Origin of the sequence: Vampirovibrio sp., assembly GCF_041737375.1 — a bacterium.
GTDB lineage: Bacteria > Cyanobacteriota > Vampirovibrionia > Vampirovibrionales > Vampirovibrionaceae > Vampirovibrio.
The window spans coordinates 164,742-177,675 of sequence record NZ_JBGSRV010000012.1; the positions used below are offsets into that span (position 1 = coordinate 164,742).

Below are 12,934 nucleotides of genomic sequence, written 5' to 3' on the forward strand. Positions count from 1 at the left end.
AGCCTGAAATATTACGAGACTGCATCATTTTTTAGCACTCTTTTTGGAATCTCTTCCCGGAGCGCCTTTGGGTGAGGCATTTTAGCCCTTAAGGGTGGCAGGTGAATCGCTCAAAAACGCTGATGAGGCGGGCTAAAAAGGAATGGACAACTGTTGGTGAACTTTTTTGAAATTGGTGCGGTGCAAGGGGGTAAGCCCCAGTTCCCGTAAGCCTTTTAGGTGGGCGGGGGTGGGGTAGCCCATGTTCACTTCCCAGCCATAGCCGGGATATTGCTCGGCCAGTGCTTTGATCATGGTGTCCCGGTGGTGTTTTGCAATAACTGAGGCCGCGGCAATGGCCGCTGAGCAACCATCTCCCTTAATGATGGCCTGCTGGGCGCTGGCCCGAAAGTCCGGGATGATGGCCTTGCCGTCCATTAACACATAAATATCATCGCTGTGAGGGCAAACATCCGCTTTCTGGCACAACTGTTCCAAGGCCCGATACAGGGCCAATAAGGAGGCAAAGTGAATGTTCAGGCTATCCACCTCATGTTTTTCAGCCTCTCCCAGCCCGGTCAGGCAAAAACTTTGAATGGCCTCCGATAGCTCCGCCCGGACCGGGGCGGTTAGCTTTTTGGAGTCATCCAGCCAGTTCAGCAGCTTTTTTTGTTCCCGAGTTAAAGATCGAGGAAGGCAAACCGCCCCTCCAATCACACTGCTTACCAAACTGCCACGGCCCACTTCATCCAGCCCGATCAGTTGGCATTGGGTGGATTGTGTTTTGAGAATGGTCGAATCAAACTTGAGCAGGGCTTTCAGTTTGCTCTGGCGTCGGTTCTGGCGGGGTTTGGGTGCTGGATTGTTTGCCATCATGCTCAGAGCGTTGCTCAACGGCAGGCTTGGGTTTGTCGGGGATAGGCTCAGAGGCTTTGCTGGGGGCCGGGGCATGTTCCAGGGTAATCCTTCCGGTGCGGGCATGACGAAACTCGGTGAGCAGGGCCTGGGCTGTTCTTAATAAGTCTGGCTGATCCTTGCCCAGTTTATAATGCCGTGCCAAGGCCATATTTTCAAGAGAGGCCTCCTGCGTGTCGGGCAGTTTGAAATAGGTTTTCAACAGGTTGGGGTAAAGCGGTTCAATGGTATCAATTAAAAAGCGGGATACTTCCTCTTCATCAAAGGCGGCATCTCCAATGGAGCTGACCGTGGCCAGCATGGCCCCGGCATGCTCCGCTTCCAACTGGGGAGGAATCACCCCGGGAGAGTCGAGTAAGTCTACTTCCGGGTGAATGCGCACCCATTGGGTGTCTCGGGTAACGCCTGCCCGGTGGCCTGTTTTTGTTTTTTTGCGCCCTACAATGCTATTGATGAGGGTGGATTTGCCCACGTTGGGCATGCCTGCCACCAAGACCCGAATGGGACGGCGCTTGCGGCCTTTGGCAATCAGCTTTTGCATCCCGCTTTCTCCCAGGGCCAACACATGCTGGATAAGCTGCGATTTGGCCTGACCGCTTTTGGCGTCATACAGCATAACCCGTGTGTTTTCGCCGGAAAGCGCTTTTTGCCAGCGCTTATTCTGAACCGGATCGCCCAAATCGCTTTTATTAAGAATGATCAGGGTGGGCTTGTTGCGAATGGTATGTTCCAGCCGGAGGTTAACCGAGGCTGAGGGGATGCGGGCATCCAGCACTTCCACCACCACGTCCACCAGTTTTAATAGGTCGCCCAGTTTGCGTTCGTACTTGGCAATGTGGCCTGGGTACCACTGAATTTTCGGCGTAATGATGTCAAAGCTCATCAGAGTGCTCCGGTTGTGCGAGGGAGGTGGGGTTTAAGCAAGGCAGACTCTTGATATAAAGTCCGGGGGGCGGCGGTGGATTGCCTGTGGATTTGGGGTGGAAATAAAAGAACGAAGAGCGGACCCTTCGTTCTTTTATAAATATCATTGGTAAGCCGATTATCTCTGGGTGATTTTCTCACGGATACGGGCGGCTTTACCAGTGCGCTCACGCAGGTAGTAAAGCTTGGCGCGACGAACATCGCCACGACGCAATACTTTAATGCTTTCCACTTTGGGGGAGTGCAGCAAGAAAACACGCTCCACACCAACGCCCTGGAACACACGGCGAACGGTAACGGTTTTGCTGACCCCGGAGCCAGCCAGTTTCAGGATGACGCCTTCGTAGCCCTGTAAACGTTCTTTGTTGCCTTCACGGATGCGAACCATGACCTTGACGGAGTCGCCGGGATTTAATTTGGGCAATTCGCCTTCAGGCTTCAGGTATTCTTTTTCAATTTCCTGGATAAATTGAGTGGTCATAGTGCGAGATCCTTTTTGTCGGAGCCAGTGATAAAAACTTGGCGTTCTGCTTTAAGCGTTCAGCAAACCTTGAGGATAAAAATTCGGAAATTTTATTCGCAACGTGTTTAACATGAGCTGCTGAGAACAGACAAGTGGGCATTCATCCCAATACAGTTTTAGTAATGTATTGCAAACCCACCCGCCCCGTCAAGCGATCGATAGGGCCTACCAGAAGCGGGGCGCATGCCCTAGTTTCCAAAGCCACCCGAGAACCAGCAGCCCGAAAACCACGGCAACGGGTCTTTTTTGGGTGGCACGCCGTAACGCCTGATGGGTCTGTTCAGGGTAACACAGTCCGCCAATGGCTAAAAGGCAAGTCAGCAAGTAAACAGGCACCCCCAACCAGTGGTAGGCAATGGATTCCAGAGGCCGCCCCTGCGCGATTAAAATAAAACTGCGGGTCATGCCACAAAACACGCAGGGCAGGTGGGTGATTTGTTTGAACAGGCAAATGGATACCTCAGAAAAAGGGTTGAAAAGCCCGGTGGGGATACTGAATAGCGGGAGTCGCTCCCCGATTTGATGACACGATACATGTCCCCGCAGCCAGGTATAGACTAGCCCCAGCCAAGCCAGCCCCGTTAACGGCAGAACCGGGGATTTGAAAATTGAGGGTCTGGGTTTAACCGGCAGGCTCATGGTTTTATTATAAAACTCAATCCAGTTTGCTGAGCCTCATGCCGGAGCTGTCCTGTTTGGCAATGCTATCCAGCATGGCGAGCAGGGGATCGTTGATAGTGGGCTCTTTTCCATCCAGCAGTTTCTCGCAAAACTCGTGGCGCAAATTTTTTAAAAACAGTTTAACGCTCTCATCACCGGATTTTATGTAAAGGGTGGTGATTTCGGCAATTTCATCGAGACTCGGCGCGGTTTGAGTAATCATGCAGGTTTCCAGATAGTGCTGGATGTATCGCACCATTTTTAGAATATGCTCGGCCATAAATTCCCGGTTGTCTTCTGAAAGCAGGTACAGGTAATTCATGGCCTGATGAAGGTGCTGGTTCTCGTCATATTCACGGCGACGGCTTTTGGATTTGTGCAGCGCCAGAATTTTTTCGTACCCCAAAGAGCGAATGTGCCGTTCTTTTTCATCTTGCCGGAACTCTCTATCGGCAATAATCAGAACGGCCTCGCTAATAATGCTTTTGATTTCATCGGGAAAGGTAAACAGCAGACGCGCCGCCTGGGATAACTTGGGTCGACTGTCGTACCAGCGCACAAAATTGTTGGCGTCACTCATGGATAGGCCGTATCACATTGATCCTTCATATCCGCTAGAGTTCCCCCGCCGGACCAAAGTTAAACAGGTGATGAAGCAATCGCTTGTAAAAATGGGGTTAACCCTTCTCGATTTTTTGGGGAATTTTGTTTTGGTATTTTGAAAAACCGAGCATTGACCCGGTACAGATCCCAATGGATTTTATATAGTGAGAATCTACGTTGGTTGAATCAATTCGCTGAACCTCTTCTCGTCTGATGAGGTTCTTTTTTTGGGCAGGCCAGCGGCTGCCCGTTGCCTGCTTACAAGCTGGCTTTGCGGTCGTGGCGAGCCAGCCCGGATAAAAGCAGGCTAAAAAAGGCCAGCGCGTCTCGCTCCAGTGTTTCTCTACTCATACGAAGGTTGAGTGGGGGCAGAAAGCAGTTCAGGCCATGGGCTACAATTTCGGCCAGCCGATGGGGATCATACTCTTCAGGCACTTCTCCAGCCATAACCGCCTGTTCCAGCAGTTCTGAAAAAAATTCGGTGCGGGCCTTGAAGTACTCGCTCATTTCATTGCGAATGCGCTTGGTATGGCGATCCATGTGGTTGGGATCGCATTGGGCTCCGGTGGATTTGTCGTAGGCCGTTAAAATGTAGTACAGCATCAGTTGTTTCAGGGTTTCCAAACGGCCGCTGCGAGATACCTTGGCCATGGCCCGCATTTCAGACAGCATATGGCGCATATAGCGCTCCAGGCCCGCAATCAAAATGTCTTCCTTGCCGCCCGAAAATTCAAGATACAGGGTGGCCCGTGGAATGCCAGACTCTCTGGAGATATCTTCCATGGTGGTTTTTTCATAACCATAGTGGTTAAACAGGTGATCTGCCGCTTTTAGAATACATTCTTTGCGATCTTTAACAATTTTTTTGCGAGCCATAGTGCCTGAATTATTGACGACTGGACGAAAAGTGTCAACAAGCGCTTTGTCAATGATTGTGTTTCCGTTATTCTGTAAGCGCTGACTAGCGATTTGGGGCTTGACGCCCAATGAATCAAGCCCGGTTTACAGCGGTCAGCCCTTGCCATACGGAATTTTTTTATGAGCCTTTCTACGCCAGAAAAGCCGGTTTGTTCAGAAAATCCATTTTTGCGCTTAAAACCTCCGCCCATCCCTCAGCGCATGGCAGTGCCTATCACCGCAAGTCGGTACGTTTGTATTGAGCCGGGTAGGGTGGTTGCTCCTCAGGGTTTGCCAGCGTTTCCACGGGCTAAACCTTCAGGGTTGGGGTGGTTTTCGGTAAACGCTGTTTTGGCGGCTTTTTTAGGCCTTATTTTTGTGTTTTCGCTGTTGCCCAGCACTTTTCAGCAAGGGGTTTTTAATGCCATCGGTCTGGGAACTGGCGTTACTCACATCGTCTCTAACGTACCGCTTCCGGTCGATTACAACTATGTTTCCTCTGCCTATGGGCCACGCTGGGGGCGTTTGCATCAAGGGATTGATCTGGCGGCCAAAGCCGGAGCGCCCATTTATGCGGCCTCACCGGGGATTGTTACGCATAGTGGTTGGGAATCCGGCTATGGGCAAAGCGTGGTGATCAATCATGGGGGCGGGGTGCAAACTCGCTACGGGCATTGCGCCAAGGTGCTGGTTAAAACGGGCGTCACCGTTGGCAAGGGGCAGCTCATTGCGCAGGTTGGCTCCACCGGGCATTCCACCGGGCCGCATTTGCACTTTGAGGTGCTGGTGAACGGGGCTCGTAAAAACCCCGCCTGGTACTACGCCTTTAAGCAAACCCCATCGAGGTATAGTTTGCAAGTGCGGCAAGTGCGTGATTCTGAAAACTGGCTGCGCTCTTTTTCAAATCAGCTGGCTCGTTTTTTGAAAGCCTGACCTGAAATCTTCCTGAAATCTTTAGGCTTGGGACTCCGGTGCCAGTGGTTTTTCTTTGCGGGTATTGGCCTTGATGTTGAGAAATTCCACAAACAACGAAAAGGCCAGTGAAAAATACACATAGCCTTTGGGAATATGGGCGCCAAAGGCCTCTCCCACCAGCAGGGTGCCAATCATTAGCAAAAAGCAGAGCGCCAGCACTTTGACCGAGGGGTGTTGATCGACGAAATTGCCGATGCTTTCGGCTGCAACAATCATCAGGCCCAGCGAAATGAGGATGGCGGTTACCATAATGGGGATTTCTGATACCAGCCCAACGGCGGTAATAATGGAATCCAGAGAGAACACCATATCAATCACCAGAATCTGTAAAATAACACTGCTAAAGGTGATGACTTTGGGGGCAGAGGCGCCGTGCTTATGCGAGGGGGCTTCCACTTTTTCATAAATTTCCTGGGCGCTTTTGGCAATTAAAAACAGCCCGCCTCCCAATAAAACCAGATCTTTCCCGGAAAACCCAAACTCTCCCAGCGTGAAGAGCGGCTGAGAGAGTTTGGTTAACCAGGCGATACTGAACAACAGCAAAAGCCGACCCACCAAGGCCATCATTAACCCCGTCAATCTGGCTCGTTTGCGCTGTTCGGCGGGCAAGCGGCCCGCCAGAATGGAAATGAAAATAATATTGTCAATTCCCAGCACAATTTCAAGCAATGTCAGGCTTAACAAGCTAACGTAGGTTTGCGGCTCTTGCAGCAGTTGAAGCATGGCGTTTACTTTACTTCCACCAGTTCAACTTCAAATTTCAAGGTGGCGTTGGCTGGAATCACAGGCGGGTAACCGCTGGCGCCGTACGCTTTTTCGGGTGGAATGGTCAAAATGCGCTTACCGCCTTCTTTCATACCTACCAAACCTTTGTCCCAGCCTTCAATCACTTGGCCGGAACCCAGTTTAAAGGTGAAAGGCTCATTGCGATCGTAGGAGCTGTCAAATTTTTTGCCACTGGAGGCCAGCGTTCCCAGATAGTTTACCGATACGGTGTCCCCTTTTTGAGCCTCAGCGCCGCTGCCAAGGGTGACATCTTGCACCTGAATACCACTGATGGACTTGGTGCTGGCTGTTACCGCACTGGTTTCGCCGGTTGTTGTTGTCGTGGTAGTTGTTGTTTGGGTGGTCGTGGTGGCCGCTTTTTCATCGCAACCGGTCAACGCCAACAGGCTACCAGCGCAAAGCGCCACGCACAGTAGTGAATTGAAGGGTTTATTTTGCATATTTCCTCATCTCCTTTGGGTCTCAATTTTTAACGGAACAAGACAAGTCATAGCCCCACTGAAACGTTGGGTCTGATGGACCCAGCGTCTTTTTATGATGGGGTGGACGTTTAAACGATATTTTCTTTCAGGGCTTTAATAGCGGCCTGCACACGGTCATTCACGCATAACTTGTTCAAAATGCTGCCAACGTGGGCTTTGGCGGTATGAATGCTAATGCAAAGCTGTTCGGCGATATCGGGGTTGCTCTTGCCTTCCACAATCAGTTGCAGTACTTCCATTTCCCGATCGGTCAAGTCGGATTCGCCGTTGCTCTCTGCGTTGGCCTGACGTTTTTGCAAGGCCAGCGAGCCGGGGTCATTCACCAGAGTAAGCACCATGGAGGCAATGGCCGGATCCAGCCACACCGCGCCATCCAGTACGGTTTCAATAATATGCACCAGACGATCCGGTTTGACATCTTTCAGCACATAGGCGTTTGCGCCAGCACCCAAAGCGGCAATTACTTCCTGCTCCTCATTATGAGAGGTTAGAATGATAATTTTCACATCGGGGTAGCGTTTACGAACCTCCTGGGCCATTTCAATGCCGTTCATGCCGGGAAGTCCCAGATCCAGCAGCAGGATATCGGGCGTGGCGCTGTCCATTTTGGACAAGGCTTCTTCTGCGGATTCGGCTTCTCCGATAAATTTGAGCTGGGGAAATTCGCTTAGCACGGCCATCAGGCCCATGCGGGTCAGGTGGTAATCTTCTACAATAAACAGCCGAATGACTTTAGATTCGGTTGATGTGACGTTTTCCATAAAATAACTGCCATTTCCAGCGTTCATTCCGGTAATATAGGGTGCAAAAATGAGTTGAACGCCTGATTATTATACTGATAACTCTTTTTTTCGTACACTCCTTCTATAATATAGCCGAAACTTTTGGTAAGATGGAACGTCCAGCCTTTTATAATAAGAGTTCTGTTTGAACAGCTATCAGTATTATCCAATGGAGTTATTGATGAAAAACCGGAGCGTGGTTCTGGCTTTGGGCGTCATGGTGTTGTGGCAGTCCCAGGCACCTTCCCTAGCTGCTAAAAAGTATTATCCACCGGGATTTACACCGCCTTCGGATCAAAAATTGATCCCCGCCCCGGCCGCCCCTGCCGAACCTGCCCCACAAATTATTATTCAACAAGTGCCCGGCGCTAAGCAGATCATCATCAAGACCATTCCGGTGGAGCGGGTTAAGCCTGCCAAGCCTCGAGATCCTTTGACGGTTTTGCTGGAGGAGCATCGCTACTATGACGCCTTGCGTCTGGTGGATACCCGCTTGAAAAAATCGCCCAATAATTTGTCCCTGCAAATGATGCGGGCTCAAATTTTGCGAGAAGATGACAGTTATCAGCAGGCCACGGATCAGTACGAGGCTATTCTGGAGAAAAACCATTCCCCCAGTGTTAAGGCCGGTGCCTTTAATGGCTTGGGATGGACCCATTATAAAAAAGCGCTCCATGCTCGCCAAGTGGGCGATTTTACAGGCTTTGAAGCGGAGTTGGCCTTGGCCGACGGTTTTTTTCGCCAAGCCTCCCGGTTATCTCCCAATTTGTTTTATGCCTGGGCGGGTTTAACCAAAGTGGCGTTGGCCAATGTTCAGCTGAAAGAGGCCGCCCAGTGGATGGCCAAGGCCAAGCGGCTGGCTCCTCATAACATCACGGTGCAACTGGCCGAAGCGGAATTGCTGCTGGCCCAGAAAAAACCGGAAGAGGCTTTGCAGTTGTTGTATGGGGTTAAAAAAACCACCACCCATGAGCCCGAGGTTTTTTTGTTGCTGGCCAAAGCCTCTATGGGTGCCGATAAACTGGATGACGCCATTATTAACCTGAAGCAAATGCTGCAAATGGTGCCAGAAAACGCGGAAGGGTTAAAACTGCTGAGCCAGGCCTATGAGCTTAAAATGAAGCCGGAAGATGCGGCTCAGGTGTTGGAAAAATCCATTGCTCTCAACCCTTCCGATGTCAATTCAGTGGATTCACTGATTAAAATTTATGATCAGCGAAACCATCAGGATCGCAGTGTGTTGCTGTTGAAAACCCTGTTAAAAGATCAGCCGGGACAGGCCTATTACGGCAAGTTGCTGCTGGCTCGTTTGTTGGATGCATCCAAGTGGGAGGATGCTTATTTACAGGGCTTAGCCACGGTGGGGCCAATTTTGGCCAACCCGGATGGCACTCGCACTGAGCAACAGGCCATTGTCAATCTGTTTTCCCGAGCCATTTTTCACTATGGTCGCGGTTTGCTGAACCGGCGGGATTTACTGAAAGAACCAGCCGTTTTGAAAACCTGTCAATTTGCCGAAGCCCGACTGAAAGAAGCTGTGGCCACGGGCGAGCCTATGAACGGCTACGATGTTGAAAATCGGTTGAACCTCCTTTTGATTGAGCCTTTGGCGGATTTCCCCAGGTTGCCCGCCACGTATCACCCTCGTGAAGCGCAGCTTTCCGTTGCACTGCAAGTGGCCTTTTTGCAGGGAGATCATCTATTGAGTGAGCGGCTGCTTCAGTATGCCCAGGTGAGTCCTGATCGCTTGTCCATGGCCAGCCAACTCTATACCCTGGGGGATTACGGGGGTGCTTTGAGCTTGGTGAATGGCGTTCTTTCCGCCCCTTCAAAGCCCGTGATTTCAGAATCAGTTTCTACTTCAGAATCAGCGTCTTCTGAACCCGCAAATAATACGGACGCTGTGAAGCAACAGGCGCAAGTTTTAAAACAACAAATTGAGCAAGCGCAGAAGGCCATGACCGAACAACTGGACTCTTTTTCCATGTTGCCGGGTCGTCTTTCGGATGCGTACTGGCAAAAAGCGGCCATAGAAACCTTACGGGTGGGCAATGGCTACTGGAAGGCTCATGCTTTGGTGGCCAAAGGGCTGGAGCAACGGGATAATGCCTCTTTGGCTCTGATTCATCAGCAGTTGGCGGCTCAATACGCCACCCAACCCAAAGATGAAAAATACTGGCGTCGCAAAGCTGAAAAGAACGCTAAAAAATTAAAGCTCACGCACCGCTAGTGGCTTTCATAACCTGTTGCTGTGGGCGACTGGCGGAATTCTGCTCGTTGAGCCACGGGCTTAATGCTGGGCGCGGCGGTTTAAACCTTTACTTGTTCAATATGGGCGTTTAATTTCGCCCAGTCGGGGTGTTGAGCGAGTAAGGCCAACACATCCTGCGTGGTGAAATTTGGATTGCGTGGGTATAAAGCCTCTAAAATCCGTTGAATCAACTCAAAATCTTCCGGGGTGTCGACCGTCCAGCGGTGTTGGCTGTGGTTGGTGGGCGCTTCAATGGCGCTCAAGCGAAAGCGTTCTGGCTGCTGGTAGAAAAAGGGCGTTACATGCTCTCGGTGCAGCGCTTCAGTGGCTTCCCGATGGGCCATTTCTAAAGCGCTAAACGAAAACACTTCAGCGTCCAGCCCTCTGGGAAAGGTTCGGGTGAGGGTGTTGGAGGCGTAATCCAGCGCTTTCTGGTCAGGCTGAAAATTGGCGGCCTGAAAATGCTGGATAATCTCATCGATCACCGTCGGGTCGATCAGCGGACAATCTGCGGTGACCCGAACCACCGTTTGCGCTTTGGCTTGTAAAGCGGCTCCATAATACCGGCCCAGTACATCATTTTCAGATCCCCGAAATACCGGAATTTCGAGCGTTTGACACAGCGCTGCAACCGGGTCATCGCTGGCGTTTACCGTGGTGGCTACCATCCAGCGGTCTACCAGCTGGCAGCGTTGCAGCCGTGCTAGTTCATAAGCCAAAAGCGGTTGCCCCAGCACCGGCATTAATACCTTTCCCGGCAATCGGGTGGAGGTCATGCGGGCCTGCACAATCAGGACGCAACTCATGCAAGCGCTTCCCGAAGCGCTTGCACCACCTGATCCTGCTGCTCAAAGGTTAAATCGTAGTAAAGGGGCAGGGTAATGGCCTGATTATAATAGTGTTCCGCCTGAGGGCAGTGGCCTGCTTTAAAGCCCAAATCCCGGTAATAGGGCTGCAAATAAACGGGCATATAATGCACGTTGACCCCGATGTTTCTGGCTCGAAGCGCCTCAAACACCTGTTTTCTGGTTTTGGAGGTTTGTTTGGCGTCCACCTGAATGGGGTACAGGTGCAAGGCGGAGTAACTGTCCGGGTGTTGCTTGGGGCAAATCACCGGCAAGTCCGCCAGTTGTTCATCGTAGCGCTGGGCCAGCTGGTGGCGTTTGGCCACAAATTCATCCAGCCGTTTCATCTGGCTGTGGCCAAGGGCGGCCTGCATATCCGTCATTCGGTAGTTGTAGCCCAGTTCTATTTGCTCATAGTACCAAGGGCCTTCGGGGGGATTTTTCATAAATTGGGCATCTCGGGTAATGCCGTGGGAGCGCAACCGCAATAGGGTTTGATACAGGTCTTCCCGATTGGTGGTAATCAGCCCGCCTTCCCCGGTGGTAATAATTTTGACCGGGTGAAAGCTAAAGACGGTCATCTCCGAATAATCGCAGCCCCCAATAGGCTTGCCTTGATACTGCCCGCCAATGCCATGCGCCGCATCTTCAATAATGGCAAACCCATACGCTTTTGCGAGTTTGGCCAGCTGATCCATTTCCACACACTGGCCCGCAAACTGCACCGGAATGACAATTTTGGGCAACATGCCCCCACTTGCTTTTACCTCGGCCAGTTTTTGCGCCAGTTGGGACACATCCAGCAAGTAGGTTTGCGGGTCAATGTCGATAAAATCCACCTGAGCGCCGCAATATCGCCCGCAATTGGCGGAGGCCACAAAGGTGTTGGGGGCCGTCCATAGCACCTCGCCACAGGCTAGCCCCAAGGCCATGCAGGCCATATGAAGTCCGGCGGTGGCGTTGCTCACGGCCACCGCATAGCGGCTTCCGCAATAATCGGCTACCGCTTTTTCAAAGCGCTCGATGGCAGGGCCTTGGGTCACAAAATCCGACCTTAGGACTTCTACCACCGCTTGAATGTCTTCTTCGCTGATGTTTTGCCGTCCGTAAGGGATAAAACCGCTCATGCTGCCTCTCTTTTTTTGGGGGTGGATTATTCAGCCATTAACCGAAGCTGGTCCGAGTTCAAAAAGTCGGGGTTATTGAAGGAGTTGTACTCAAACCCCGGCTGAACTGGCTTGCCCTTTTGTCCCAGTTTGTTTTCCGTATAGTTTGTATTTTCCGCAAAGTGGATGGTGGGCTGAATCACAAAGTGATCGTCAAATTCCAGGGTCAGGTGAGAATCATCTGCCGGGCACATCACTTCATGCAGTTTTTCACCCGGTCGAATGCCCACCATCTTATGAGGAATGCCCGGATGCAGGGCCTCTGCCAAATCGGTAACCCGCATGCTGGGAATTTTAGGGACAAAAATCTCGCCCCCCCGCATTCTTAAAAAGGAGTTCAATACAAATTCCACGCCCTGAGGCAAGGTAATCCAGAAGCGGGTCATTTGAGGATCGGTAATGGGTAATTCTGTGGCCCCTTCGGCGATCATTTTTTTGAAAAATGGAATCACCGAACCACGAGATCCCACCACGTTGCCGTATCGCACCACCGCAAAACGGGTTTTGCGGGGACCCACCAGACTATTGCCCGCCACAAACAACTTGTCTGACACCAACTTGGTGGCGCCGTACAGGTTAATGGGGTTGGCGGCTTTATCGGTGGAAAGGGCGATCACTTTTTCCACGTTGCAATCAATGGCGGCGTTAATCACGCTTTCGGCACCATGAATATTTGTTTTGACGCATTCCATCGGGTTGTATTCAGCGGCAGGCACCTGTTTAAGGGCTGCGGCGTGAATCACAAAATCCACCCCGTCCATGGCCCGTTTTAAGCGCTCCTGATCCCGCACGTCTCCAATAAAGTAGCGCATGGCTGGATCGTTAAAGGTTTGCTGCATTTCAAACTGCTTGAATTCATCTCTGGAGAATACAATCAAACGACGGGGTTTGAATCGGGATAATATGGTGCGAATCGCTTCTTTCCCAAAGGATCCGGTACCGCCGGTAATTAAAATGGTTTTCTCGTTAAACAATGTCTCAAACCTCGCTCTGAACTGCCTACGCCAAGCACAAAAATTATTTTAAACCGTGTTTTAACAGGATAGGGGGGATCCCTATGACGCTATCCTAGTTATCCTACTCTAAAAGACGTCAAAAATGACAAGCTGACCTCATTTTGCTTGACTTACCCTGTTTGATGAATTT

The 12,934-nt window shown here is 51.1% G+C and carries 14 protein-coding genes; 2 read left to right on the plus strand and 12 right to left on the minus strand.

Features of this window, described 5'->3' with window-relative positions; translation table 11 throughout:
• Nucleotides 1-132 precede the first annotated feature (132 nt).
• The 6 genes from ACEW81_RS09330 to ACEW81_RS09355 all read right to left on the minus strand — a co-directional run bounded on the left by ACEW81_RS09330 (nucleotide 133) and on the right by ACEW81_RS09355 (nucleotide 4,480).
• Entirely contained in the window at nucleotides 133-855 is a 723-nt protein-coding gene (locus ACEW81_RS09330) for a ribonuclease HII (protein ID WP_373532712.1), read from the minus strand.
• The gene (ylqF, locus tag ACEW81_RS09335; RefSeq protein WP_373532713.1) at nucleotides 779-1,777 is read right to left on the minus strand and encodes a ribosome biogenesis GTPase YlqF; all 999 of its coding nucleotides are present in this window, start codon (nucleotides 1,775-1,777) and stop codon (nucleotides 779-781) included. Before ylqF ends, ACEW81_RS09330 begins: the two co-directional genes overlap by 77 nt.
• A gap of 159 nt (nucleotides 1,778-1,936) precedes the next feature.
• Nucleotides 1,937-2,299, minus strand: coding sequence for a 50S ribosomal protein L19 (rplS, locus tag ACEW81_RS09340; RefSeq protein ID WP_373532714.1), 363 nt, complete (start codon nucleotides 2,297-2,299; stop codon nucleotides 1,937-1,939).
• Nucleotides 2,300-2,506: 207 nt separating this feature from the next.
• A complete protein-coding gene (locus tag ACEW81_RS09345) occupies nucleotides 2,507-2,980 on the minus strand; it encodes a DUF2752 domain-containing protein (protein WP_373532715.1) in 474 nt (157 codons plus the stop codon).
• 16 nt (nucleotides 2,981-2,996) lie between these two features.
• Nucleotides 2,997-3,581, minus strand: coding sequence for a hypothetical protein (locus tag ACEW81_RS09350; protein WP_373532716.1), 585 nt, complete (start codon nucleotides 3,579-3,581; stop codon nucleotides 2,997-2,999).
• 281 nt (nucleotides 3,582-3,862) lie between these two features.
• The gene (locus ACEW81_RS09355; RefSeq protein WP_373532717.1) at nucleotides 3,863-4,480 is read right to left on the minus strand and encodes a TetR/AcrR family transcriptional regulator; all 618 of its coding nucleotides are present in this window, start codon (nucleotides 4,478-4,480) and stop codon (nucleotides 3,863-3,865) included.
• A 162-nt stretch (nucleotides 4,481-4,642) separates the two neighbouring features.
• On the opposite strand from ACEW81_RS09355, the gene ACEW81_RS09360 reads away from it, so the two are divergent.
• Complete coding sequence (locus tag ACEW81_RS09360; protein WP_373532718.1) at nucleotides 4,643-5,434, plus strand: M23 family metallopeptidase; 792 nt, start codon at nucleotides 4,643-4,645, stop codon at nucleotides 5,432-5,434.
• A 21-nt stretch (nucleotides 5,435-5,455) separates the two neighbouring features.
• Here the strand turns inward: ACEW81_RS09360 and ACEW81_RS09365 are convergent, their stop codons facing one another.
• From ACEW81_RS09365 to ACEW81_RS09375, 3 genes are all read right to left on the minus strand, one after another.
• Nucleotides 5,456-6,199, minus strand: a complete 744-nt coding sequence (locus tag ACEW81_RS09365) for a TerC family protein (RefSeq protein ID WP_373532719.1) — start codon at nucleotides 6,197-6,199, stop codon at nucleotides 5,456-5,458.
• Nucleotides 6,200-6,204: 5 nt separating this feature from the next.
• Nucleotides 6,205-6,702, minus strand: coding sequence for an FKBP-type peptidyl-prolyl cis-trans isomerase (locus ACEW81_RS09370; RefSeq protein ID WP_373532720.1), 498 nt, complete (start codon nucleotides 6,700-6,702; stop codon nucleotides 6,205-6,207).
• 110 nt (nucleotides 6,703-6,812) lie between these two features.
• Nucleotides 6,813-7,505 (minus strand): response regulator, encoded by a 693-nt coding sequence (locus ACEW81_RS09375; RefSeq protein ID WP_373532721.1) that lies wholly within the window; start codon nucleotides 7,503-7,505, stop codon nucleotides 6,813-6,815.
• Between the two features lie 202 nt (nucleotides 7,506-7,707).
• Here ACEW81_RS09375 and ACEW81_RS09380 point away from each other — a divergent pair, with 202 nt between their 5' ends.
• The gene (locus ACEW81_RS09380) at nucleotides 7,708-9,756 is read left to right on the plus strand and encodes a tetratricopeptide repeat protein (RefSeq protein ID WP_373532722.1); all 2,049 of its coding nucleotides are present in this window, start codon (nucleotides 7,708-7,710) and stop codon (nucleotides 9,754-9,756) included.
• An 80-nt stretch (nucleotides 9,757-9,836) separates the two neighbouring features.
• On the opposite strand, the gene ACEW81_RS09385 is transcribed toward ACEW81_RS09380, so the two are convergent.
• The 3 genes from ACEW81_RS09385 to pseB are packed head-to-tail and all read right to left on the minus strand — an operon-like array spanning nucleotide 9,837 to nucleotide 12,762.
• Nucleotides 9,837-10,583, minus strand: coding sequence for a cytidylyltransferase domain-containing protein (locus tag ACEW81_RS09385; RefSeq protein ID WP_373532723.1), 747 nt, complete (start codon nucleotides 10,581-10,583; stop codon nucleotides 9,837-9,839).
• Nucleotides 10,580-11,749, minus strand: a complete 1,170-nt coding sequence (gene pseC / locus ACEW81_RS09390) for a UDP-4-amino-4,6-dideoxy-N-acetyl-beta-L-altrosamine transaminase (protein ID WP_373532724.1) — start codon at nucleotides 11,747-11,749, stop codon at nucleotides 10,580-10,582. Before pseC ends, ACEW81_RS09385 begins: the two co-directional genes overlap by 4 nt.
• Before the next feature lie 26 nt (nucleotides 11,750-11,775).
• Nucleotides 11,776-12,762: a UDP-N-acetylglucosamine 4,6-dehydratase (inverting) gene (pseB, locus tag ACEW81_RS09395; RefSeq protein WP_373532725.1), complete on the minus strand. Its 987-nt coding sequence runs from the start codon at nucleotides 12,760-12,762 to the stop codon at nucleotides 11,776-11,778.
• Nucleotides 12,763-12,934 lie beyond the last annotated feature (172 nt).

Bases quoted from the DNA above. Each gene is read 5' to 3' on its own strand.
- ACEW81_RS09330 (WP_373532712.1), bottom strand. From the start codon at position 855: ATGATGGCAAACAATCCAGCACCCAAACCCCGCCAGAACCGACGCCAG.
- ylqF (WP_373532713.1), bottom strand. From the start codon at position 1,777: ATGAGCTTTGACATCATTACGCCGAAAATTCAGTGGTACCCAGGCCAC.
- rplS (WP_373532714.1), bottom strand. From the start codon at position 2,299: ATGACCACTCAATTTATCCAGGAAATTGAAAAAGAATACCTGAAGCCT.
- ACEW81_RS09345 (WP_373532715.1), bottom strand. From the start codon at position 2,980: ATGAGCCTGCCGGTTAAACCCAGACCCTCAATTTTCAAATCCCCGGTT.
- ACEW81_RS09350 (WP_373532716.1), bottom strand. From the start codon at position 3,581: ATGAGTGACGCCAACAATTTTGTGCGCTGGTACGACAGTCGACCCAAG.
- ACEW81_RS09355 (WP_373532717.1), bottom strand. From the start codon at position 4,480: ATGGCTCGCAAAAAAATTGTTAAAGATCGCAAAGAATGTATTCTAAAA.
- ACEW81_RS09360 (WP_373532718.1), top strand. From the start codon at position 4,643: ATGAGCCTTTCTACGCCAGAAAAGCCGGTTTGTTCAGAAAATCCATTT.
- ACEW81_RS09365 (WP_373532719.1), bottom strand. From the start codon at position 6,199: ATGCTTCAACTGCTGCAAGAGCCGCAAACCTACGTTAGCTTGTTAAGC.
- ACEW81_RS09370 (WP_373532720.1), bottom strand. From the start codon at position 6,702: ATGCAAAATAAACCCTTCAATTCACTACTGTGCGTGGCGCTTTGCGCT.
- ACEW81_RS09375 (WP_373532721.1), bottom strand. From the start codon at position 7,505: ATGGAAAACGTCACATCAACCGAATCTAAAGTCATTCGGCTGTTTATT.
- ACEW81_RS09380 (WP_373532722.1), top strand. From the start codon at position 7,708: ATGAAAAACCGGAGCGTGGTTCTGGCTTTGGGCGTCATGGTGTTGTGG.
- ACEW81_RS09385 (WP_373532723.1), bottom strand. From the start codon at position 10,583: ATGAGTTGCGTCCTGATTGTGCAGGCCCGCATGACCTCCACCCGATTG.
- pseC (WP_373532724.1), bottom strand. From the start codon at position 11,749: ATGAGCGGTTTTATCCCTTACGGACGGCAAAACATCAGCGAAGAAGAC.